The sequence below is a fragment of the Nitrosophilus sp. genome (genome assembly GCF_982775275.1).
This window is the reverse complement of the sequence record NZ_CEXZHP010000008.1, coordinates 1-21,785: the sequence shown is the minus strand read 5'-3', so window position 1 is coordinate 21,785 and position 21,785 is coordinate 1. Positions and strand designations below refer to the sequence as shown.

The window sequence follows — 21,785 nt, the reverse complement described above, 5'->3', positions numbered from 1 at the left end:
TTGCCGTTGCGATTTTTGATAATATGCCGGTTAGAATAGGAAAACCAAAACATTTAGAGGGTATGTTTGATGAACTTAACGATCCCTCATTTTCCACCTCTATAGGATTGGTTTTATATGGAGCCGGTAATTTTACACAATATGAAATCGATTCAAACAAGAATCTTAGGCATAAAGGTGAAAAATTTGGCAAAGAGATTATACCTGTTACAAGAGAGGAAAATATATTAAAAGAGGAAAAAAACGAAACCGAAATGGAACAGTTAACAAAACTTGATGATATAAAAACTGAAAAAGAGGGAATTAAAGATAAAATATCCAAATTTTTCAGATGGATAACACAACTTTTTTAAAGCGAAGGAGATGAGATGGAGCCTTTTATCGTAGAAGAGAGCAAAAAAATTACCGGCGCAAACATTAAAGCAATAGGCGTTGGAGGCGGCGGCGGTAATATGATAGGTCATATGATAAATCAAGGAATTGAAGGAATTGAATTAATCGTAGCAAATACAGACGCGCAAGCCCTAAATTCTTCAAAAGCACATACCAAAATCCAGCTTGGGGAAAAAACTACTAGAGGACTTGGTGCCGGAATGGTTCCAGAAAAAGGAAAAGAGGCTGCACTTGAGAGTTATGATGAGATAAAAGAGAAATTAGAAGGTGCAGATATTGTATTTATAGCTTCTGGGATGGGAGGAGGAACTGGAACGGGAGCCGCACCGATAATAGCACAAGCGGCAAAAGAGGTTGGCGCCCTTACCATATCCGTAGTAACAAAACCATTTAAATTTGAGGGAAGAAAAAGAGCTAGACTCGCTGAAGAGGGACTTGCCGAGTTAAAAAAAGAGAGTGATTCGATAGTCGTTATACCAAACGATAAACTTTTAGCCATAGTTGAAAAAAATCTTGGAATAAGAGATAGTTTCAAAATAGTAGATGATGTATTGGCAAGAGCCGTAAGCGGTATCAGCGGTGTAATATTATCATATGGCGAAAACGATATAAACTTGGATTTTGCGGACGTAAAAACCGTTATGTGTCATAGAGGACTTGCTCTTATGGGAGTTGGAGAGGCTCAAGGAGGAAACTCAGCATACGAAGCAATTAAGAGTGCCATCGAATCTCCTTTGCTTGATAATATGTCGATTAATGGTGCTATGGGGGTTCTTGTGCATTTTAGAATTCATCCAGATTATCCTTTGGTGGATATTGGAGAAGCAATGGATATCGTTTATGAAAGTGCCGATGAAGATGCTCACGTAATCTTTGGAACAACAACCGATGCAAATATGGAACCAGACAGAGTAAAAATCACTCTTATTGCTACTGGATTTGGACAAGAGGAAGAAGAAAAAGGAAAATTAAAACTGGTAAAGACTAAGCAAACGATATTCCCAGAACAGCCAGACACTGTAAAAGTAGTAGGAGGAGAACCTATTCCTGAACCAAATGAAGAAATATTGGATATTCCTACATTTATAAGACAGCAGATGGATTAATATTTAAATGGTTGATAGTTAATGGCCGCTTTTTGAGCTTAGCCGTTTGCTATCAACCAACAATTTTTATAGGTCCGACACTCTCTCCATGTAAAAATTGCTGCACATATTGGTTATCGCAATTTTTGAAGCTCTCTTTATCTCCATATTCTATAATTCTACCCTCATATAAAAATGCAAAATAGTCTCCGGTTTTAAAGCTCTCTTTAATATCGTGGCTTATTAAAACGGAAGTTACATTAAGTTCTTTTTGAAGATTTCTAATCATTTGAGATATCAGATCACTGGTTATTGGATCAAGTCCCGTTGTTGGCTCATCATACAAAATGATTTCAGGTTCTAAAACGATAGTCCTTGCTAATCCTACCCTTTTTCTCATTCCCCCGCTTAATTCGTCAGGAAAAAGTTCCAATACCTCTTTAGGCTTTAAACCTACCATCTCTAACGATTTTTCCACTTTTTTCAAAATCTCTGTATTGCTTAATTTTGTGTGCTCTCTTAGAGGAAAAGCGATATTGTCTTTAACGTTCATACTATCAAAAAGAGCTCCGCTTTGAAAAAGAAAACCAACCTTTTTTCTAATTTTAAATATAAGCTCTTCATCAGCTTTTGCTACATCCACACCATCAACCAAAATCTCCCCACTATCTGGTTTTAATAATCCAACAATATGTTTAATAATAGTCGATTTTCCGCTTCCTGACAACCCTAATATAACGGTAGTTTTATGTTTTACTATATCTAAATTTACCCCTTTTAAAACCTCTTTTTTCCCAAAACTTTTCTTTAAATTTTTTATAGATATAGCTATATCCATATTATCCCTTAAATTTTAATTATTAAATATAATCTCCTTGCAATTAAAGCAAATAAAGCAAATGCCAAAAGCATAAAATCTATCTCGCTTCCTTTATGAATATTAGCAAAAATATCGCTCTTTGTCATCTCTTCACCGGCTGCTTGATAGGCTAAAATATCGGGAGTATAATAAAAGGTAAACATTAAGATTGCAAAAACAGCGGTTGATGCGGAAGCTAAAACAATTTTGTCTCTTTGAAAAAGTTTATATGAATAGGCTTCTCTTAAAATAATAAAAATCGCTATCATATTTAAAAAATAGTTTGCTTTTACAAAAATTGCACTCATTAAAAGTCCTTCTTGATAATGGCTAAGAAGCTCTTTTTGTAGATAATTTTCGCTATGAAAGATAGTTGGGGCTACAATAGCTCCAAGAGTCAGCACTAACCCTAAAGTTACTCCAAGAAAGATTATATAAAAAATATCTATCCATTTTAAAATTTTCATCACTTTTCCTTTAATTTAATAATAAATCCTCTATCAAAACCGGCTAAATCTTTATAAAATATCGGCTTTAAACCTCTTTTTTTGCAATAAGCTTCAATGGAATTTTTTTGATCATATCCCATTTCGCAAGCTAAAAGAGAAACATCTTTTTTTATAGATAAATCTATGATTTTTTTAAGCGTCTCATCGCCTCTTTCACCGCCATATAATGCCTCTTTTGGCTCATATGTTACATTTTTGTCAAGTTTATAATTCTTTGCGATATAAGGCGGATTTGATACGATTATATCTATTTTTTCATCAACGCACTCCAAATAAGAACACTCCCTTATAAATATTTTGTTTTGCAAATTGAATTTTTGAATATTTTTATTTGCCACTTTAATCGCTTTTTTTGAAATATCGGTGGCAAAGAAGCGGCTATTTTTTAATTTTTGTGCCAATATTATAGAAACTACCCCACTTCCTATACCTATTTCGGCAATATTGTAGCTTTGGTTTTTATCTACATTTTCCAAAATTTTATCTATAAGTATTTCTGTTTCCGGTCTTGGGATCAAAACCCCTTCTTCTATATAAAACTCCTGAGAATAAAATGAGACTTTTTTTAAAATATATTCTAAAGGAAAATACTCTTTTCTTTTTTTTACCGCTTTTATATAATAGGGCAAAATTTTTGGATCTATCTCTTCTTCATAATGGGTAAAAATATAGACTCTATCTTTTTTTAAAAAATAACTTAGTAAAATCTCCGCTTCAAATCTTGGTCTATCTGTGACCTTTTTAAAAGCTATTGTCCCTAAATCTAAAGCCTTTTTAATGGTCACTATTTTCCTCTTTTAAAGAATCAATTTTTTCTTTCATAGCCTCTTTTGTTATATCTTCTTCCATATAGCCTAACTCTTTTAATCTTTTTAATATAGGGGGATGAGAATAATAAAAAAATATATATAATGGATGAGATAAAGGAAATTGGGAGTTTTCTTCAACAAGCTTTAATAAGGCATTTCTTAGAGAACTTCTTGAGGTCATTTTAGCTGCGTATCTATCGGCGGCATATTCATTTTGTCTTGATACGAAACTAATTAGGGGCATAAAGAAAAAAGTAAAAACGGGGCTCAAAAGTAAAAAGAGTGAGATTATCGTATAGGGTTGATTACTTATTCCAATTTGCGTAAAAAGCTCTTGAGGTAAATTTGCGAAAATAAAAAACATAGCAAAAAGCATAACACCCATCATCAAAATATTTTTTAATATATCTTTATTTACAAAATGTCCTAACTCATGTCCAAGAACGGCCAAAAGCTCATCACGAGAGAGCTTATTTACCAAAGTATCAAACAAAACTACTCTTTTTGTTTTGCCAAGACCGCCAAAATATGCGTTTAGTCTATTGTCTCTTTTACTTGCGTCAATAACAAATACTCCGCTTGATTTAAAACCGCTTTTATTTAAAAGCTCTTTTATCTCACCTTCTAACTCTTTATCCTCTAAAGGTTTAAATTTGTTAAAAATAGGAGCTATTAAAGTAGGATAAATGGCGTTTATCAATATTATTACGCCAAAAACAAATAAAAATCCCCAAATCCACCAGTTTTCAAAATTGTAAATAATATAGCTAACAGCCCCGATTATTGCAGATCCAAAAATTAAAAATAGTAAAACCGACTTTATTTGATCTTTTATAAATAATGATATTGTGGATTTATTGAAACCAAACTCCTCATCAAGCACAAATTTTTGATAATAATCAAATGGTAATCCTACAATATAATTTATCGCTAAAAATATATCAACAAAAATAATAGATTTTAAAATAACATTTTCTATCATTATATTTTTATCAAGCCATTCAAGTCCAAATCCTATCCAAAATAGAAACAGAAGATATTCAACAATACTTTCGGCTATTGAGAGTTTCTCTTTTGCCGCTGTGTATCTAGCCGACTTTATAAATTTGGAAGGTAGCATCAAAACGGGTTTTGAGTTTTTTGCTTTCAAAACAAATCCAGCTTGCATAACTGAGAGATATATTTTTAATAGAATATATATAAAATAGATTATTGAGATTGCCATTATCATAAATTCTCCTTAGTAAAACTAATATAGTTGGTTTGCTATTGTAACAAAGATAGGTTAAAATTGCATATTCTTTTAAACTATGTTTAAATTTTAAGTAGTAGTATAAATATTGATAATAAAAATCATTATAAAAGGTAATGGTATATGGCTTTAGTGGATTTAAAAGAGATCTCAAAACAGTATGAAGCTCAAAAAATCCTTTGCAAAATTGACTTTCATATCGAAGAGTTTGAAAGAGTAGCCGTAGTTGGAAGAAACGGCAGCGGAAAATCCACACTATTAAAAATAGTAGGAGGTATTTTAAATTTTGATGAAGGTGAAAGAAGAGTAAAACAAAATATTAATATTCAAATACTTTCACAAAAACCTAACTTTAAAGAAAACGTAACTGTTAAAGAGGAGATTGAAAATCAACTAATTGAGCTAAAAAAAGCAAAAAATGAGTATGAAAAAGTCGCAGAAAAACTCTCTAATGATCCCGAAAATAAAGCTCTTTTATCAAAAATAAACGAACTATCAAATTTTTTAGATTATCATAACGCATGGAATCTTGATGACAAAATCGAGAGAGTTTTAAACGAATTTAATCTTAAAATCTACGAAAATAAACCGGTAAACCTTCTAAGCGGCGGGGAACAAAGAAGGGTTGCCCTTGCAGGTTTGCTTTTGAAAAAGCCGGATCTTTTACTTTTAGATGAACCTACAAACCATTTAGATGTTTATATGACTCAATTTTTAGAAGAGATCCTTTTAAAGGAGAAATTTACGATTCTTTTTATTTCCCATGATAGATATTTTATAGATAATATCGCAACAAGGGTAATAGAGATTGAAGATTGTAAGATTAGAAGTTTTAAAGGCGGTTATCAAAATTATTTGGAGCAAAAAGAAGAACTTTTAAAAAATCTTCAAAAAAAACATGAAAATCTTTTAAGACTTTTAAAACAAGAAGAAGAGTGGCTAAGAAGAGGCGTTAGAGCAAGAATCAAAAGAAATGAAGGCAGAAAGAAAAGAGTATTGGAGTTAAGAGATCAAGCCAAAAAAAATCCAGCATTAATAAAAAAAATAAAATTAGAACTTGAAAGAGAAAAGAAACATTTTAATCAAGAAGAGAGCATCAACAAAAAAAAGATGCTTTTTGAACTTGAAAATGTTACCAAATCTTTAGGCGAAAAACTTTTAATAAAAGATTTTTCCACAAGAATTTTACAAAAAGACAAAATTGCTATCGTTGGAAAAAACGGAAGCGGAAAATCAACCTTTTTAAAACTCCTATTGGGTGAATTAAAACCAGATAGCGGAACCGTTAAAAAAGGGGATTTTAAGATAGCCTATTTTGACCAACACCGAAAAATGCTTGATGATGATAAAAACCTAATAGAAACTTTTTGTCCAAACGGCGGAGATAGAGTTGAAGTGCAGGGAAAAAATATGCATGTATTTGGATATTTAAAAAATTTTTTGTTTCCCAAAGAGTTTTTAGATAAAAAGATCGGAGTATTAAGCGGAGGAGAAAAAAACAGAGTAGCATTGGCTCTTTTATTTACCAAAAAAGTTGATTGTCTTATATTGGACGAGCCTACAAACGATCTTGATATACCAACGATAAATATCCTTGAAGAGTATATACAAAATTTTAAAGGTGCGGTAATATTTGTAAGTCACGATAGATATTTTGTAGATAAGCTGGCAAATAAACTTTTTATTTTTCACGGAGATGGCAAAATAGAAGAGTCTTATCAAAGTTATAGCCAATTTTTAGAAATAGAAAAAGAGTTAAAAGAGTTGGATAGTTTGGAAAAAGAGATAAAAAAACCAAAACCTCAAAGAGAAAGAAAACGCTCTGCTAAATTGTCATACAAAGAGCAAAAACTACTCCAAGAACTTCCAGCAAAAATAGAAGAAGTTGAAGATAAAATAAAAAAGATAAAAGAGTGTTTGGCTAACCCTATATGTTATGAAAAAGAGGGTATCAATAATTTAGCCCAAGAATTAAGCATCTTAGAGAGCCAATATGAAGAGATGGTTGAGAGATATTTGGAGCTTGAAGAGAAAAAAGAGTTATTACAAAGAAGTGAAGTATGAAATTTAAAATAAATAGATATTTAATAGATGATATTGAAAATAAAGATCACCCAAGCGATTTTGACTCTACAAAAGATTATTCGATTTTAATATTAAGACTCCCTTTTATAAAAGATGATAAAGTAAAGGTTGTAAGTTATGCATTTTTAATAAAAGATGAGATCATATACGAATATTGCAGAGAAAGTAAAGAATTTAAAACTTTAGGCGATTTTAGTGATCTTTACTCATTTTTAGACAAAAGAGTAGATAAGATCTTGGCTAAAATTTCAAAACTTCAGATGCAAATCGCTAAAATCGAAGATAATCTTTACGAAAATAGAATCGATAGCGACTTTGCAAATAGATGGCTTATATATAAAAAAGATCTTGTATTGATTGAGAGATTAATGGCACATTCATTGATAGCTTATGAAAGATTTATAAAACATTATAAAAATAGTATCGATGAACTCGCTTTTAAAGATCTTGAAGAGCATATGGACAGAGCTTTTAGATTTTCAAAAAATAGTTTAGAAAAACTTGATAATTTATACAATTTTTACAGAGCGAAAATGGATGAAAAGATGAATAAAATAATGTTTATCTTAACGATAATCTCAGCCATATTTTTACCGCTAACTTTAGTTACGGGATTTTTTGGAATGAATACGGGAGGTCTTCCTTTTACAAAAGATCCAAACGGAACATTGAAAGTAACTTTGATGTTTTTAGCCCTTGAAATTCCATTTGTTTATATAATTTGGAAAATGATGAAAAAAGATTAGCTATTTAAAAGAGGTTTTTCCTCAAACTCTACTTTTTCAATTCTTTCAAATTCATTGGAAATTTTTTTGGTAGTGGTATGTATATCTTTAACATCTTTGCTAACCGTATCTATATGTTTTGCAAGTTTTTCCCATCTTTCTTTATAAAGTTTAAAATTTTTAGAAAGTTTACTTAACTCTTCTTGGATCTTTTTTGCTTGTTCTTGAGTTTTAACATCTCTAACAATCGCCTGAATAGTCGTAAGCAGCGCCATTAAAGTTGTCGGACTAGCTATCCAAACACTATTTTTTCTCGCAAAATCTATAAGATCTTGATGATAGGCGTTAATTTCTGCAAAAATTGCTTCAGCAGGCAAAAAAAGTATAGCCATATTGGCTGTTTTGCCTTTGATAATATATTTTGAAGCTATATCCATTATATGTTTTTTAAGATTTTGTTTAAACTCCCTTTCATATTTTTTTTTATCTCCTTCATTTTGAGCCTCAATCATATTTGAGTAATTTTCTAAAGGAAATTTAGAATCAATAGCTATAAGTCCAACAGGATCGGGAGCTTTTATTACTGCATCTGCTATAACTTTTTCTCCTTCTTCTTTTAAAGGAAATTGAATATCATAAAGTTCTCTCGATTCGCCAAATATAGACTTTAATATTGAATTTAGTTGAACCTCTCCAAAAATACCTCTACTTTTTTTGTCACTTAAAACATTTTGTAAGCTTACCACTTCACGAGATAGACTTTCTATATTTTTTTGAGCTTCCGCTATTTTTGCAATCCCAGTAATTATATCTTTAAAAGTTTTATCAACATTTTCAAAACCCTCTTTTAATCTCTCATCAACTTTTGCACTAATCTTTTCTAAATTGTTTGTTACTCTATTATTTAGCTCTTCAAAATTTTGTTTTAAGCTTTTTGTTAGCTCCTCTTTGAACTCTTTTTGAGAATCGAAAAAATCTAAAAAAAGTTTTGAGTTTTTCTCAATGATCTCTTGCAAAACCATGTTTGTTTTTTCAAAATTGGTTTGTAAAGAGTCTTCAATTTTTTTACCAAGTTTCATAAAATCTTCGCTTAAATGATCGCTTTGAGCTTTTAAAGCGTTTGAAAACTCATAAAAATGCCTTGATAGATTTTTTTCAATTTCGTTTTTAAATTGATCTGAGCTTTTTTGAAGATTGGTAAATAACTCTATATTTTTTGCTATTTGAGTCTGATTTTCTTTTGCGTTTTGATAAAGTTTTTCATCTATTTTTTCAAGTTTTTGATGTAAAAAATCTTTTTGCTCCTCAAAATGTTTAGAGTTTTTTTCGTTTAATTCAAAAAAGAGTCTCTCAAACTCTTCTATTTTTGAGAGCTCTTTTTTTAAATTAAATATATAAAAAAGAGCAAAAATAGTTAAAAAAAACAAAACTGTTAAAATAATTAACTCAATATTCATTATTCATCCAAAAATTTTAGTATCTCTTTTTCTATCTCATCCTTTTCAACAACCAAATCATGAATTATCGGCTTATTAAAAAGCTCCTCAATTACTACAGGTATCATAATATTTAATTTTTTCGCAATTGTAGTTAAAGCTTCTAAATCGCTATATTTTTTATTATCGTTATTTAACGCGTTTAATACAGTTGGTGCAAATTTTGTCCACTCCGCGGTTGAATAGGCTATATTTTTATCATTTTTATATTTTTCATAGAGCTTTATATTCGTGGCGGTATGTGGATCCATTAAATAGTTTTTTTCTTCTACAAACTTTTTAATATATTTTTTTATTTCATCGTCGGTAGTAAAATCTGCGTCAAAATCTTCTTGTAACGCTTTTAACTCCTCATCTTTTAGTTCGTAAAAATTTTTTTCATTTAAACTATCCATTAACTCTTTTGTTCTTTGTGCTCCAAACTTATCAAACAAAACTCTCTCAACGTTTGAAGATTTTAATATATCCATCGCAGGACTTGTAGTTTTTATAAGGTTTTTATCTCTTAAATCATATTTTCCATATTTTATAAGTTCTGTTAAAACATTATTTTCGTTTGAAGCAATCAATATCTTGTTAACAGGAAGCCCCATTTTCTTTGCATAGTATCCTCCCAAAGCGTTACCGAAATTTCCGCTTGGAACGATTAGATTTACTTTGTCTCCTATTTTTATCTCATCTTTTCTAACAAGCTCAAGATAACTATGAAAATGGTAAATTATTTGAAAAATTATCCTACCAAAATTCACAGAATTTGCAGCAGACAATTTGATATTTTTCTCATTTAATTTCTCTTTAAATCTTTTTGAAGACAAAAGATTTTTAAGCGCACTTTGAGCATCGTCAAAATCGCCGATTATTCCAATAACTTTTAAATTTTCCCCATCTTCTGTTACCATCTGTAATCTTTGAACGTCGCTTGTTCCACCATCTGGGTAAAGACAAGCAACTTTAATATTTGGTTTATTTTTAAAAGTCTCCAAAGTTGCAGGTCCGGTATCTCCACTGGTTGCGGCAAGTATAAGATAATTTTCTTCTCTTTTTTTCGCTAAAGTAGATAAAATATATCCAAAAGGTTGAAGAGCCATATCCTTAAATGCTCTGGTTGGTCCATGATATAGTTCACTGATATATAAATTATTTTCAACTTTTTTTACAGGAACGGGATTGTTTGGATCGTCAAATCTATCATAAAGATTTAACGCCTCTTTTAAAACCTTATCTTCTATATCGATATTGAATTTTTTTAATATATCAAATGCTAAATCTTTATAATGACTATCTAAATGGGTTTTAAAAAAATCCTCTTCAACGTTTATGAGATCTTTTGGAACATATAGCCCTCCAAAGCTTGCGCTTGGATTTAATATAGCTTCGCTAAATGTTACTTGAGCAGGTTTAATACCGTCATTTCCTCGAGTTTCCACAAATAACATATCTTCCCTTTATAAATTTTTGAAATTTTACCAAAATAATCTTTCTAATTTTTTATTATATGATATATTAGTTTTATTTTATATTTTCCTCTATCCACTCCAAATATTTTTCATATCCCTCTTTTATTTCAAAGGATATAATTTCTGGAAGTTCGTATGAGTGCAACTCTTTTATTTTTTTTTCAATATCACTAAATTTATGTTTTTTGCTTTTTATTATCATCAAAAATTCACCATCTTCGCAAATCTCCCCTTTCCATTCATAAATTGAAGTTACGTTTTCTATGATGTTTACACAGGCTGCAAGTTTTTCTTTTATGAGTTCTTTTGCGATTTTTTTGGCTTCATCTTTATTTGATATGGTAGACAAAACTACAATATAACTCATATTAATTTCCTTATTAAATTTTAACTATTTTAACCAATTTAGACATTGGACATTTACAATGGTAAATTGGAATTGGGAATTAGGAATTGGGAATTGGTGTTATTCATTTCCACTTTCTAACTTTTTCACTTTCTAACTCTCTCACTTCTTAACTCCTTAACTACTCAACCACTCAACTATTTTAACTATTTTAACTATTTTGGACATTAGACATTGGACATTGGAAAATAGGAATTGGCATTAGAAATTGAACCCTCTCTTATCACCTTACCTCCTTACCACCTTACCACCTTCTCCCTTCAACCTTCAGCCTCTCACCCAACAACCCAACCACTAAACCACTCAACTATTTTAACCATATTTAACTATTTTAACCACTAAACTACTCAACTACTCAACCACTCAACATTTTAACTAACTCCCAACAATTTGCGTTCCAATTCCAGCACTTGTAAAAATTTCTAAAAGAATTGAGTGTTCTATTCTTCCGTCTATTATATGAGCTTTTTCTACTCCTCCTTTAACGGCTTCTAAACATGCGTCTACTTTTGGGATCATACCTCCACCAATCGTTTTATCTTCTTTTAATTTTTTAATCGTTTTTTCGTCTAAAGTTGAGATTAGATTTTTCTCTTTATCTAAAACTCCGGGAGTATCGGTTAAAAAAATAACTTTTTTTGCTTTTAGAGCAACCGCTATTTTACTTGCGGCCAGATCGGCGTTTATGTTATATCCTGGATGGCTTATTTCGTTACTTGCAGCAATAGGCGCGATTACCGGAACAAATTTTTCGTTTAAAAGATTTTTTACTACAGTTGGATCAATATTTTCAATAATTCCTGTATAACCAAATTTTTCAAAATCTTTGGGGCGAGCCGTTAAAAAATGTGCGTCTTTACCGCTTATTCCTATGGCCTTTGCTCCAAAATTGTTAAGAAGACTTACAATCTCTTTATTTATATCACCGCTTAAAACCATTTCAACAATTTCCATAACTTCTGGAGTTGTTACCCTTTGCCCATCGATAAACGTTGTAGAGATTTTTAATCGCTCCAAAATTGAAGTAATTTTTTTTCCTCCTCCATGGACAATTACAGGCTTTATACCTACTAAATACATTAAAAGAATATCTTGGGCAAATTTCTCTTTAAGACTATCTTGAATTTGCGCGGAGCCTCCATACTTAATAACAAAAATCTGATCCCTAAACTCTTTGATAAAAGGTAAAGCATCAAGCAGGGTTTGAACTGTTTGAATCTTTTTCTTCATAAAACTCCCTTACATATTTTTTTATCTTTTTAATTATATTTTTATCAATCTTTAGCCTCAGATCCAATATCGATAGATTTAAGCCAAATTCCCTTAACTTAACTTCATCTTTTGTGGTTGTCAATATAGAAGTTGGCTTATATTTTTTTAAAATTGAATCAACCTCATCTTTTGTGAAAAAATGGTGATCTTCAAAATAGATTTTTTTTATATTTTTTGGCAAAAATCTATCGACTCTTTTAGGATTTGCTATTGCAGTTACAAAAACCATATTTTTTGTTGGATTTAAAATTTTCACCTCCCTAATAAAATCTCTTCCTTCTTTTACAACCAAAGAGGCAAATTTTTTAAAACTTTTTGGCTCTCTATAGGGCCCTGAAGGAAGGCAAAAACTATTTTTGATATTATTATCTATCAAAATATCAAATTTTTTTATATCGCATCTATGAAAAGCATCATCTAAAATTACCACTTTCGCACCATTTTTTTTTGCTATATTTATCCCATAAGCTCTATCGTCCGTTACTAAAACTGATGCATTTTTTAAGCTTTTGGCTATCAAAATCGCTTCATCTCCGCTTTTTTGAACATCAGATAAAATCTTTCCATCTTTGCTAACAAAAAAAGTCCCTTCCTTTTTTCTTTTATAACCCCTTAAAATAATAAAAACTTTTTCAAACTCTTTTGCTATTTCTATCACAAAGGGCGTTTTTCCGCTCCCCCCAACTGTTAAATTTCCTACAGAAATAACAGGTATATTAAAATCTTTTGGTTTGCAAGAAAATCTTTTAAAAACAACAATGCAGCAATAAATCGCCGTAAATGGAAGAAGAAGAAAAGATATAATTTTTTGAAAAAAGGTAGGAGAGTAAAAATACTCCTCTACCCACGCTACTACTTTTTTATTCACTCGTTAAACTCTTGTTTTTGCTACCTCTTTTATCTGCTCTATAACATAATAAACATCTTCATCACTCATTTTTGAATGGATTGGAATAGAGAGTATTTGCTGATAGTTTCTTAATGCGTTTGGAAAATCGTTTACTCTTAAATTATATTTTTGTTTATAATAGCTTAAAAGATGAAGAGGAATATAATGAAGCCCTACGTATACGCCTCTTTTAACAAGTTCTCTTGCAAAAGAGTCTCTATTTTTGTCAATTTTTATTATATAAAGCTGATATGTGTGCTCCCTTTTTTTTATCGGCAAAGATATATGAGGCGTATTTTGAAGCTCTTTATCGTAAATTTTAGCTATCTCTTGTCTTCTTTTTATAGCTTTATCCACCTTTTGTAGCTGAGCGTGATTAAATGCCGCCTCAAGCTCGCTCATATCATATTTTAAACCGATATCAACAACATCGTAAATATATCCCAAACTCCCGTCTTTATTCCATTCTCCAGATACTATGGCGTGATTTCTTAGCAGTTTGGCTCTATCATAAAGATCTTCGTTATCGGTAACAAACATACCGCCGTTGCAAACAGATTCTCTTAAATGAGGATTAAAACTAAAAGCGGTAATATCTGCACCCGTTGATCCTATTTTTTGACCGTTATAGGTAGCACCCAAAGCTTCACTTGCATCTTCTATGATTAAGATATTGTATCTTTTTGCGATCTCATAAAGCCTATCAAGATCGGTTGGTTGCCCTCCTACATGATTTATTATGGCACCTTTTAATTTTTTTGATCTGTTTTTTGACAAAATATCCTCTAACGCATCTAAACTTATATTAAAATCCTCACTATCTATATCGGCAAATATAGGCTCTGCATCGAAATGTCTTACAACTTCAGGAACATTAGGAAAAGCGTTTACAGAGCATATTATTTTATCCCCTCTTTTAAGATCTATCGCAGTCATCGCAAGATGCAGCGCCCCTGTGCCGCTAGAAGTGCTTAAAGAGTACTCGCTTCCTACATATTTGGCAAAATCTTTTTCCAATCGATCTATTTTTGATTCACCCTCTAAACTTAAAACCTCTTTTATCTCTTCTAACTCTTTATTACCAATATCTGGTATATAAAAGGGTATCTCTTTTTTTGACATAATTAACTCCTTAAAAAACGACTCTTAATCTAATTATACTAAAATAAAACTTAAAAGATTCTTCTAAATTTAGTAAAAATTTTTAAACTAAAAAATTTTAACAAATAATTTTTTTCGATAAAAGATTCATCTCCGCACAACTAAAACCGGCTTTTTTTCTAGCTTCCATATTTATATAAGGTTTACTGTGAATTGATCCTGGATAAACTTTTTCAACAATATCAAAATATTTTTTTAAACTATCTTTTACTCCCTCTTTTTCGCAAGCATATCTAAACCAAAAATCCCCCTTTTTTACATGATCTATCTCTTCATTTAATATGATATTTAAAGCTTCAATAACTTTTTTGGCAAAAGGATCGCTAAAAGAGTTTAGTTTTTCCATAATTTTAGGATTGGCATCAAGTCCGTTTGCCTCAAGGTATCTTGGAACTACTGCCATCCTTTCAATAAGAGTTAATGTTTTTTTCCCAGCTTCAAAAAGAGCGCTATGAACTTCAAAGTCTCCATATTTATATCCGATCTCTTTTAAAAGATTATCTATCATCAAAAAATGTCTGCACTCATCTTCGGCAACTTCAAGCCAATCATTAAAAAATCGTTTAGGCATTCCCAAAAACCTATAAACCGCATCCAATGCCAGATCAATCGCACTATATTCGATATGTGCAATTGCGTGCAATAAAATAGCCCTTCCTAAGATAGTATCAAATCTTTTTCTTCTTGGAACATCTTTGGGATCAACAACTTTACAATAATCTTGATATGAAGGTTTTTTAAAAATTTTTGGTTTAAAATCTTTTTTATATTCTAAATCCCCACTTTTATAATTTTTGTAAAATTTTTGGAATTTTTCTATCTTTTGATAAGGATTTGATGTTAAAATAATCTCCTCTAAACTATTATAAAATTTCATAAAAACTCCTAAAGGAAAAAGATGAAGATAGATTATAAGCCTATGGGCGAATATCAAACAAATTGTTATATTTTAACAATAAATGAAAAAAATCTCATAATAGATCCAGGAATCGGTGCTGTTGAATGGATTGAGAAAAAGGTAAAAAATCCGGTTGCCATATTAAATACCCATGGACATTTTGATCATGTCTGGAGTAATGCAGAGTTAAAAAAAATTTTTAATATTCCAATATTTATACATAAACAAGACGCTTTTTTACTTGAAATAGATCAATATAATATGGGAATGCCAAAATCAAAAGCGGATGTTTTGGTTGAAAACGAAGAATATATTGAAATTGATGGGTTTAAATTTAGATTTTTACATTTTCCTGGTCATACTCCCGGATGCTCGGTTATTGAGTTTGAAGAGTCTTGGTTTAGCGGGGATTTTATTTTTAAAGGAAGTATAGGAAGAGTCGATTTTCCATACTCAAGTCCTGAAGATATGAAAAAAAGTCTAAAAAAGTTTAAAAATATACCTTACGATAAAAAAATCTATCCAGGACACGGAGGCTTTACTACAATCAAACAAGAACAAAAATATGTTGATTATTGGTTGAGGGTTTTGTAAAAATTAACTACTCAACCATTTTAACTCAAAATATGTTTATCCAAACTATATGTTTTAAAAATCCCTTCAAATACTTTTACTTCAAAAACTCTCCCTATTACTTCAACTTTTGATTTTTTACCCTCTTTTTCTATAATATTAGCCTCAAAAACAACCTCTTCTCCAACTTTTACAGGAGCAGTAAATTTTACCTGAGCCTCTACTAAAACTACATATTCATCATTTACTGCACACATAGCCGCATAATCTGCCGCACTAAAAGTAAATCCACCATGAATCAACCCTTTTTCGTCAGCAGCCATCTCTTTTATTGTTTTTAAAAATACTTTAGAATATCCATCTTTTAGCTCAATCAATTTTCCACTAAATCTTTCATCTATCTTTTTATGGGTTTTTAATTTCATCTTTCTCCTTTTAAAATATTTGGTAAATCAACAATAGAATCTATCAAATAATCTGGTTTAGCTTTTAAAAGATCTATTTCTTTAAATTTTCCGGTTTTAACCATGCAAGTTTTTAGCCAACAGCTTTTTGCTCCAATAATATCTCCTTCAATATCATCACCTACCATTATAACCTCTTCTTTTTTTAATCCCATATCTTTAATAGCCAAAGAAAAAAATTCACAATTTGGTTTTCCCAAAACTTTTGCACTTTTTAAACTTGCATACTCCAAACATTTAACAAAGCCTCCTGCATCCAAACTTAATCCATCAGTATCTTTAAAATATCTATTAATATTTGTTGCAATAAAACCCTTGCCCTCTTCTAAATATCTAAAAGCCCTGTTTAAATTGTCGTAAGAAAAATTTTTATAAGCATCACAAACTAAAACATACTTCAATTCCCCTTTTAAATCGTTAAAATATCTTTTTGCTTCATCGGTAGCTATAATATATGCCGTGGAATTTTGTGATTTTAAAAAAAGTTTTGAAGCGCTCAAAGCTGTAAAAACTTCCTCTTTTTTTATATTAAAACCAAATTTTTTCAATTTTTCAACCAATGCCGAAGGAGGAATTCTTGAGCTATTTGATAGATATCTTATTTTATAATCTTTTTTTAATATATTTATCGTTTCAATCGCCCCTTTAATCACATTTTTTCCTTGATATAAAACACCGCCTATATCTATCAATAATCCTTTTATCATTTTTTTTATCCTTTAAACGACTACTATTTATTAAATTTTTAATTTTACATATACTCTTTTTGGTGCAGGATATCCTTCTATTGTTAAGTTTGGATTTTCTTTATCTAAGAAATCTTCTAAACTCTCACCCAATATCCACTTGGTTTTTCTCTGCTCATAAGTTGTTGTTTTTACTTTTTTTAAAACTTCAAAACTATTAAAACCGGCTTTTTCGCACCAGTTTTTTAAAGCATTTATGGTTGGAACAAAATGGACATTTGGTATTTTCGAATATGTTTTTGCAGGGCATAAAGCAATGGGCTCTTCACCTTCAATAAAAAAGGTATCTAAAAAGAGCTCACCTTCTTTTTTTAAACCCTGCTTTAGCCATTTTAACGTCAAAATAGGATCGCTTCTATGATATAACACACCAAGACAAAAAATTACATCAAACTTTTTTTTATAATATGGTAGATGTTCCACTCCCAAAAGCTCATATTTTATATCGCTTTTAATATAAAAATTTATAAAATCAAACTGGGTTTTAAATAAAGGAGATGGATCAAAACCGACTATCGAGGATGGAGATTCTTTTAACATCCTAAACATATAATATCCGTTATTACATCCAATATCGGCAACATCTTTATTTTTAATATCAAAATATGGTTTTAAAAGATTATATTTTATGTAACTTTTCCATTCGCTATCTATAAATATTCCAAATATATCAAAAGGGCCTTTTCTCCAAGGCCTAAGTCTTAGAGCAAAATTTTTTAAAAATTCAAGCTCATCTTTTTTGGGATTTCCTTCTATCTTTATAATATCATCTAAAATAACACTTTTTACTTCAATTTCGGGCAATTTTTTTAGCATCTCTCTAAGAGGAGCAATATTTTTCCATTTTAACCAAGACTCCCTCTCTTTTTTTATCTTTTCAATATCCACTTATATCCTTTTTTGTAAAATTAAATAAAAAGGGGTTATCAATGTTTATTCATACAGCTTTATATCAAGAAGCATTGCCAATTATAAAATTTTTTAATTTAAAAGAAGATAACGATAAATATTTTAAAATCTACAAAAATAACAAAATTTTACTTATAAATTCCGGTTTAGGTAAGATAAATACGGCACTTGCCCTATCTCATATATTTACAAAATATGAAAATTTTTCTAAAAACATTTTAAGTATAGGTATTGCTGGAGCTACAAAAAATCTATCGATTGCAGAGCTTGTAAACGTAAAAAAGATAATAGATAAAGAGAGTCAAAAAGTTTTTCATCTAAAAGATCTTAAAAATTTAAAAAATCTTAGCTGCACAACTTCAGATCTTCCTTTAACAAACGCAAAAACCGATTTGGCTGATATGGAAGCAAGCTCGGTATATCTTAGTTGTAAAAAATTTGACATAAGACCTACCATTTTGAAAGTGGTATCCGATTTTTTCGAACCAAATAGCGTAAAAAAAGAGGAGATAGAAAACTTAATATCAATTAATATCAATAAAATTTCTACTATTTTAAGCACTCTTTAGATAATATTTCAAAAAATCTAAAAAGAGGTTGTGATGACTCTTCAAAAAAGCGCTACGGTTGTGGCAAGTATAGTTGCCGCTATATTGGTTGTAATCAAATTGATAGTAGGAATATTAAGTGGGTCTGCCGCGGTTTTAGCAAGTGCTATAGATTCGATACTCGATATTGCTGTATCTATGTTTAACTATTTTGCCCTATCAAAAGCCGAAAAAGCTCCAAGCGAAAAGTTTAATTATGGACTTGGCAAAATCGAAGCTTTAGCGGCCGTAATAGAAGGCACTATTATTACAATTTCTGGTCTTTTTATATTTTACAAAGGCGTATCAAATATTATCACCCATAAAGAGATTGAGTATCTTGGTGACTCTATTTTTGTTATGATAATCTCTATTATTTTAACAGGAGGTCTTGTAATTTTTTTAAATAGAGTCTATAAAAAAACAAAAAATATGGTTGTAAAATCTGACGCTCTCCATTATAAAACAGACCTTTTTTCAAATTCTGCAGTTTTACTATCTTTAGCGATTATCTATTTTACCCAGTGGCACTGGATAGACGGGTTTTTTGGTATAGCGATAGCCATTTATATCATAAAAGAGGCGTATGAACTTATAAAAGAGGGAACTTTGATGCTTTTAGACGTATCATTAGAAGAAGAGATCGTAGAAAAAATAAAAACTATTATTACTTCACATCCTGAAGTTACAAGTTTTCATTATTTAAAAACCAGAAAATCCGGAAGCGATAATTTTGTAGATGTCCATATAGTTTTCACTCCTGAAATTTCACTTCTTGAAGCTCACAAGGTCTCAGATAAAATAGAAGAAGAGATCAAAAAAATTGATCCCGAAGCTAGATGGCATTTTACCATTCATTTAGATCCATATGACGATTTTGAAATGCATAGCCATTAGATAATGCAAGGGTCAACCTTGCATTATCTAGCAAACTCTATCGCCCTATTTTCTCTAATAACGTTTACTTTTATTTCACCAGGATATTGCACGGAGTTTTCTATTTCTTTTGCTATCTCTTTAGATAAAAGCACCGCCTCATCGTCATTTATAAGCTCGGCGTTGACTATAACTCTAACTTCGCGTCCAGCGTTTATCGCATAAGCTTTTTTAACTCCAGTTTTACTTAAAGCTATCTCTTCAATAGCTTGAACCCTTTTCAAAAATGCTTCCAAAACTTCTCTTCTAGCTCCAGGTCTTGCTGCACTTAAGGTATCAGCAGCACATACAGCGGCCGCTTCAACAGTTTTTGGCTCTTCATGACCATGATGAGCATATATAGCGTTTATAACAACTTCATGCTCTTTATATCTTTTACAAATTTCAGCTCCAAGATCAACATGGCTTCCGGCATACTCATGCGTTAAAGCTTTACCAATATCGTGCAAAAGCCCAGCTCTTTTCGCTAAAGTTTCATCCCCTCCCATCTCAGCAGCCATAATTCCTGCTAAATAAGCCACTTCCAAAGAGTGTCCAAGAGCGTTTTGACCATAGCTTGCTCTAAATTTGAGTCTTCCGATAAGTTTTAAAAGCTCTGGATGAACTTGCCCTATTCCAAGATCCATTACTATATTTTCTCCCTCTTCTAAAAGCTGCTGATCAAACTCCTCTTTTACTTTTTCATAAATCTCTTCAATTCTTGCAGGCTGAATTCTTCCATCTTCTACCAATAGTTGAATTACTTTGGTAGCGATTGCTCTTCTATATAGGTTAAAAGAGCTTAAAATTATTGCATTTGGCGTATCATCGATGATTATATCTACGCCCAAGAGCATCTCTAAAGTTTTAATATTTCTACCCTCTTTACCTATAATTCTTCCTTTAAGATCGTCGCTTGGAATATTTACAACATTTATCAATCTCTCAGCGGCAAATTCTCCAGCATATCTTGTAGTAGCCTGAGCCAATATATAGTTTGCTTTTCTTTTGGCCTCTCTTTTTGCCTCTTCTTCATATTTTCTTACAATATGAGCTATTTCTGCTCTTGATTCTTCTTCAGCTTTTTTAAGAATCAAATCTTTTGCCTCTTCCATAGTTAAGCCTGCATGTTCTTCAAGTATCTTTATAGTTTCTTGCAGTTTTTGTTTATACTCTTCTTCAAGTTTTTTTGCCTCTTCTTTTAAAGCTATCGCCTCTTCTCTTTCTGCTTTGATCTCCTGTCTTTCAAGAGTGATATGTTTTAATTCATCTTTAAACATCTGTTTAAGAGCTTCCTCTTTTTCCATAAGCTCTTTAAATCTTTTTTCATACTCTTCTTGAAGTTTTTCAACCTTTTCTTCATACTCTTTTTTTACGGCAAGTTCGGCTTCTTTAACTTTAACTTTTGCATTTTGCAAAATTATTTCAGCTTCATGCTCTATGGCTTTTGCTTTTGCTTTTGCTTGTTCTTCATAAAGATCAAATTTACTTTTTTCTATTTTTTTTGCTATTAAATATCCTGCAGCGCCACTTATGATGGCGGCAGAACTTCCTACCAATATCTCTACCCACATCTATATCCCCTCTTATAATTATTTCTTTCGGGGTAACTAAAATATCTCCTAAAACATCGTAAATATCTGTTATTTTAGAATAAGTCATACATTTTTTTATCTGAACAAATATCACTTTTGGTCTGTATGATAATGATCCAAAAAATCTATCATACATACCTTTTCCAAATCCTACTCTTCTAAAGCTCCCGTCTACCCCGATAACGGGAACTATAGCCAAATCAATTCTAGATAGTTTAAAAAAAGAGTTTGCAGGCTCTTTTATTCCAAATTTTTTTGTTTTTAGAGGCAATCTGTATTTTACCATTTTAAAGCTTTCTCCTTCCATAAAAGGAAGAAATATATTTTTTTTATTTCTTAAACTCTCAAATAGCGGCCTAATATCTGGTTCATGCTTCATAGGCATATAAAAAAGGATAGATTTTGCTTCAAATTTTTCTATTAAATATTTTAAAACATAAACTATTTTTTTATCTCCCTTTCTTTTTTGAGAATTTGAAATTAGATTAATTTTTTTTAAACAAAAATTTCTAAAATCACTCTTTTTATTAAAAACAGCCATTTTTCAACCTTAATTTTATATAATTACGTTATTTTACCAAAGGAAGGAAATAGTATGAAAAAAATGGTTGACATTTTATTTTTAGCTTTTTTTTTAATTGCTTTAATAAATGGATGTTCAAAAGAAAACAAACAGATTGCTCCTATTAAAGAGAAAAAA

22 protein-coding genes and 1 pseudogene are annotated in these 21,785 nt (G+C 30.7%); 7 read left to right on the top strand and 16 right to left on the bottom strand.

The genetic code is table 11. From position 1 onward, the window contains the following. Both AC30RD_RS01115 and ftsZ read left to right on the top strand, forming a co-directional pair. A pseudogene (locus tag AC30RD_RS01115) lies at positions 1–353 on the top strand (cell division protein FtsA); the annotation flags it as partial. A gap of 15 nt (positions 354–368) precedes the next feature. Next, the gene (gene ftsZ, locus AC30RD_RS01110) at positions 369–1,499 is read left to right on the top strand and encodes a cell division protein FtsZ (RefSeq protein ID WP_489492293.1); all 1,131 of its coding nucleotides are present in this window, start codon (positions 369–371) and stop codon (positions 1,497–1,499) included. A 52-nt stretch (positions 1,500–1,551) separates the two neighbouring features. Here ftsZ and AC30RD_RS01105 read toward each other — a convergent pair whose 3' ends face one another. Genes AC30RD_RS01105 through AC30RD_RS01090 form a run of 4 tightly spaced genes read right to left on the bottom strand, consistent with a single transcriptional unit; the run spans position 1,552 to position 4,886 of the window. Continuing rightward, the gene (locus AC30RD_RS01105) at positions 1,552–2,316 is read right to left on the bottom strand and encodes an ABC transporter ATP-binding protein (RefSeq protein WP_489492292.1); all 765 of its coding nucleotides are present in this window, start codon (positions 2,314–2,316) and stop codon (positions 1,552–1,554) included. An 8-nt stretch (positions 2,317–2,324) separates the two neighbouring features. Beyond that, on the bottom strand, positions 2,325–2,804 hold the full coding sequence (locus tag AC30RD_RS01100) for a DUF4149 domain-containing protein (protein ID WP_489492290.1): 480 nt from the start codon (positions 2,802–2,804) through the stop codon (positions 2,325–2,327). Further along, entirely contained in the window at positions 2,804–3,631 is an 828-nt protein-coding gene (gene prmC / locus AC30RD_RS01095) for a peptide chain release factor N(5)-glutamine methyltransferase (RefSeq protein ID WP_489492289.1), read from the bottom strand. The genes AC30RD_RS01100 and prmC overlap by 1 nt, the downstream gene beginning before the upstream one ends. Then, positions 3,621–4,886 (bottom strand): M48 family metallopeptidase, encoded by a 1,266-nt coding sequence (locus tag AC30RD_RS01090; protein ID WP_489492287.1) that lies wholly within the window; start codon positions 4,884–4,886, stop codon positions 3,621–3,623. Before AC30RD_RS01090 ends, prmC begins: the two co-directional genes overlap by 11 nt. Positions 4,887–5,030: 144 nt before the next feature. On the opposite strand from AC30RD_RS01090, the gene abc-f reads away from it, so the two are divergent. Beyond that, the gene (gene abc-f / locus AC30RD_RS01085) at positions 5,031–6,971 is read left to right on the top strand and encodes a ribosomal protection-like ABC-F family protein (RefSeq protein WP_489492286.1); all 1,941 of its coding nucleotides are present in this window, start codon (positions 5,031–5,033) and stop codon (positions 6,969–6,971) included. After that, the gene (locus tag AC30RD_RS01080; RefSeq protein WP_489492284.1) at positions 6,968–7,738 is read left to right on the top strand and encodes a CorA family divalent cation transporter; all 771 of its coding nucleotides are present in this window, start codon (positions 6,968–6,970) and stop codon (positions 7,736–7,738) included. Before abc-f ends, AC30RD_RS01080 begins: the two co-directional genes overlap by 4 nt. Here the strand turns inward: AC30RD_RS01080 and AC30RD_RS01075 are convergent. From AC30RD_RS01075 to AC30RD_RS01045, 7 genes are all read right to left on the bottom strand, one after another. After that, entirely contained in the window at positions 7,735–9,174 is a 1,440-nt protein-coding gene (locus AC30RD_RS01075; protein WP_489492283.1) for a DNA recombination protein RmuC, read from the bottom strand. The two genes, AC30RD_RS01080 and AC30RD_RS01075, sit on opposite strands and share 4 nt — an antisense overlap. Further along, complete coding sequence (gene thrC / locus AC30RD_RS01070; protein WP_489492282.1) at positions 9,174–10,649, bottom strand: threonine synthase; 1,476 nt, start codon at positions 10,647–10,649, stop codon at positions 9,174–9,176. Before thrC ends, AC30RD_RS01075 begins: the two co-directional genes overlap by 1 nt. Positions 10,650–10,722: 73 nt before the next feature. Further along, positions 10,723–11,037: a divalent-cation tolerance protein CutA gene (gene cutA, locus AC30RD_RS01065; protein WP_489492281.1), complete on the bottom strand. Its 315-nt coding sequence runs from the start codon at positions 11,035–11,037 to the stop codon at positions 10,723–10,725. Positions 11,038–11,451: 414 nt separating this feature from the next. Further along, positions 11,452–12,306 carry an acetylglutamate kinase gene (gene argB / locus AC30RD_RS01060; protein ID WP_489492280.1) on the bottom strand — a complete coding sequence of 285 codons (855 nt, stop codon included), beginning with the start codon at positions 12,304–12,306 and terminating at the stop codon, positions 11,452–11,454. Further along, positions 12,269–13,216, bottom strand: a complete 948-nt coding sequence (locus AC30RD_RS01055) for a tetraacyldisaccharide 4'-kinase (protein WP_489492279.1) — start codon at positions 13,214–13,216, stop codon at positions 12,269–12,271. Before AC30RD_RS01055 ends, argB begins: the two co-directional genes overlap by 38 nt. Before the next feature lie 3 nt (positions 13,217–13,219). Beyond that, positions 13,220–14,359 (bottom strand): DegT/DnrJ/EryC1/StrS family aminotransferase, encoded by a 1,140-nt coding sequence (locus AC30RD_RS01050; protein WP_489492278.1) that lies wholly within the window; start codon positions 14,357–14,359, stop codon positions 13,220–13,222. 97 nt (positions 14,360–14,456) lie between these two features. Beyond that, positions 14,457–15,275 carry a ferritin-like domain-containing protein gene (locus AC30RD_RS01045; RefSeq protein WP_489492276.1) on the bottom strand — a complete coding sequence of 273 codons (819 nt, stop codon included), beginning with the start codon at positions 15,273–15,275 and terminating at the stop codon, positions 14,457–14,459. 21 nt (positions 15,276–15,296) lie between these two features. Between AC30RD_RS01045 and AC30RD_RS01040 the strand changes: the two genes are divergently transcribed. Beyond that, a complete protein-coding gene (locus AC30RD_RS01040; RefSeq protein WP_489492275.1) occupies positions 15,297–15,890 on the top strand; it encodes an MBL fold metallo-hydrolase in 594 nt (197 codons plus the stop codon). A gap of 20 nt (positions 15,891–15,910) precedes the next feature. Here the strand turns inward: AC30RD_RS01040 and AC30RD_RS01035 are convergent, their stop codons facing one another. The 3 genes from AC30RD_RS01035 to cmoB are packed head-to-tail and all read right to left on the bottom strand — an operon-like array spanning position 15,911 to position 17,967. Then, a complete protein-coding gene (locus AC30RD_RS01035; RefSeq protein ID WP_489492274.1) occupies positions 15,911–16,294 on the bottom strand; it encodes a hotdog domain-containing protein in 384 nt (127 codons plus the stop codon). Next, positions 16,291–17,040, bottom strand: a complete 750-nt coding sequence (locus AC30RD_RS01030) for a TIGR01458 family HAD-type hydrolase (protein WP_489492273.1) — start codon at positions 17,038–17,040, stop codon at positions 16,291–16,293. Before AC30RD_RS01030 ends, AC30RD_RS01035 begins: the two co-directional genes overlap by 4 nt. 30 nt (positions 17,041–17,070) lie before the next feature. Beyond that, a complete protein-coding gene (gene cmoB, locus AC30RD_RS01025) occupies positions 17,071–17,967 on the bottom strand; it encodes a tRNA 5-methoxyuridine(34)/uridine 5-oxyacetic acid(34) synthase CmoB (protein WP_489492272.1) in 897 nt (298 codons plus the stop codon). 41 nt (positions 17,968–18,008) lie between these two features. Here cmoB and AC30RD_RS01020 point away from each other — a divergent pair, with 41 nt between their 5' ends. Together AC30RD_RS01020 and AC30RD_RS01015 are read left to right on the top strand one after the other, a co-directional pair. Next, positions 18,009–18,557, top strand: coding sequence for a hypothetical protein (locus AC30RD_RS01020; protein WP_489492271.1), 549 nt, complete (start codon positions 18,009–18,011; stop codon positions 18,555–18,557). Positions 18,558–18,590: 33 nt separating this feature from the next. Next, on the top strand, positions 18,591–19,472 hold the full coding sequence (locus AC30RD_RS01015) for a cation diffusion facilitator family transporter (RefSeq protein ID WP_489492270.1): 882 nt from the start codon (positions 18,591–18,593) through the stop codon (positions 19,470–19,472). Between the two features lie 23 nt (positions 19,473–19,495). Here the strand turns inward: AC30RD_RS01015 and rny are convergent, their stop codons facing one another. Then, on the bottom strand, positions 19,496–21,064 hold the full coding sequence (rny, locus tag AC30RD_RS01010) for a ribonuclease Y (RefSeq protein ID WP_489492269.1): 1,569 nt from the start codon (positions 21,062–21,064) through the stop codon (positions 19,496–19,498). Then, a complete protein-coding gene (locus tag AC30RD_RS01005) occupies positions 20,976–21,626 on the bottom strand; it encodes a 5-formyltetrahydrofolate cyclo-ligase (protein ID WP_489492268.1) in 651 nt (216 codons plus the stop codon). The genes rny and AC30RD_RS01005 overlap by 89 nt, the downstream gene beginning before the upstream one ends. Positions 21,627–21,785: the final 159 nt, after the last annotated feature.

Bases quoted from the DNA above. Each gene is read 5' to 3' on its own strand.
- ftsZ (WP_489492293.1), top strand. From the start codon at position 369: ATGGAGCCTTTTATCGTAGAAGAGAGCAAAAAAATTACCGGCGCAAAC.
- AC30RD_RS01105 (WP_489492292.1), bottom strand. From the start codon at position 2,316: ATGGATATAGCTATATCTATAAAAAATTTAAAGAAAAGTTTTGGGAAA.
- AC30RD_RS01100 (WP_489492290.1), bottom strand. From the start codon at position 2,804: ATGAAAATTTTAAAATGGATAGATATTTTTTATATAATCTTTCTTGGA.
- AC30RD_RS01090 (WP_489492287.1), bottom strand. From the start codon at position 4,886: ATGATAATGGCAATCTCAATAATCTATTTTATATATATTCTATTAAAA.
- abc-f (WP_489492286.1), top strand. From the start codon at position 5,031: ATGGCTTTAGTGGATTTAAAAGAGATCTCAAAACAGTATGAAGCTCAA.
- AC30RD_RS01080 (WP_489492284.1), top strand. From the start codon at position 6,968: ATGAAATTTAAAATAAATAGATATTTAATAGATGATATTGAAAATAAA.
- AC30RD_RS01075 (WP_489492283.1), bottom strand. From the start codon at position 9,174: ATGAATATTGAGTTAATTATTTTAACAGTTTTGTTTTTTTTAACTATT.
- thrC (WP_489492282.1), bottom strand. From the start codon at position 10,649: ATGTTATTTGTGGAAACTCGAGGAAATGACGGTATTAAACCTGCTCAA.
- cutA (WP_489492281.1), bottom strand. From the start codon at position 11,037: ATGAGTTATATTGTAGTTTTGTCTACCATATCAAATAAAGATGAAGCC.
- argB (WP_489492280.1), bottom strand. From the start codon at position 12,306: ATGAAGAAAAAGATTCAAACAGTTCAAACCCTGCTTGATGCTTTACCT.
- AC30RD_RS01050 (WP_489492278.1), bottom strand. From the start codon at position 14,359: ATGTCAAAAAAAGAGATACCCTTTTATATACCAGATATTGGTAATAAA.
- AC30RD_RS01045 (WP_489492276.1), bottom strand. From the start codon at position 15,275: ATGAAATTTTATAATAGTTTAGAGGAGATTATTTTAACATCAAATCCT.
- AC30RD_RS01040 (WP_489492275.1), top strand. From the start codon at position 15,297: ATGAAGATAGATTATAAGCCTATGGGCGAATATCAAACAAATTGTTAT.
- AC30RD_RS01035 (WP_489492274.1), bottom strand. From the start codon at position 16,294: ATGAAATTAAAAACCCATAAAAAGATAGATGAAAGATTTAGTGGAAAA.
- AC30RD_RS01030 (WP_489492273.1), bottom strand. From the start codon at position 17,040: ATGATAAAAGGATTATTGATAGATATAGGCGGTGTTTTATATCAAGGA.
- AC30RD_RS01020 (WP_489492271.1), top strand. From the start codon at position 18,009: ATGTTTATTCATACAGCTTTATATCAAGAAGCATTGCCAATTATAAAA.
- AC30RD_RS01015 (WP_489492270.1), top strand. From the start codon at position 18,591: ATGACTCTTCAAAAAAGCGCTACGGTTGTGGCAAGTATAGTTGCCGCT.
- rny (WP_489492269.1), bottom strand. From the start codon at position 21,064: ATGTGGGTAGAGATATTGGTAGGAAGTTCTGCCGCCATCATAAGTGGC.
- AC30RD_RS01005 (WP_489492268.1), bottom strand. From the start codon at position 21,626: ATGGCTGTTTTTAATAAAAAGAGTGATTTTAGAAATTTTTGTTTAAAA.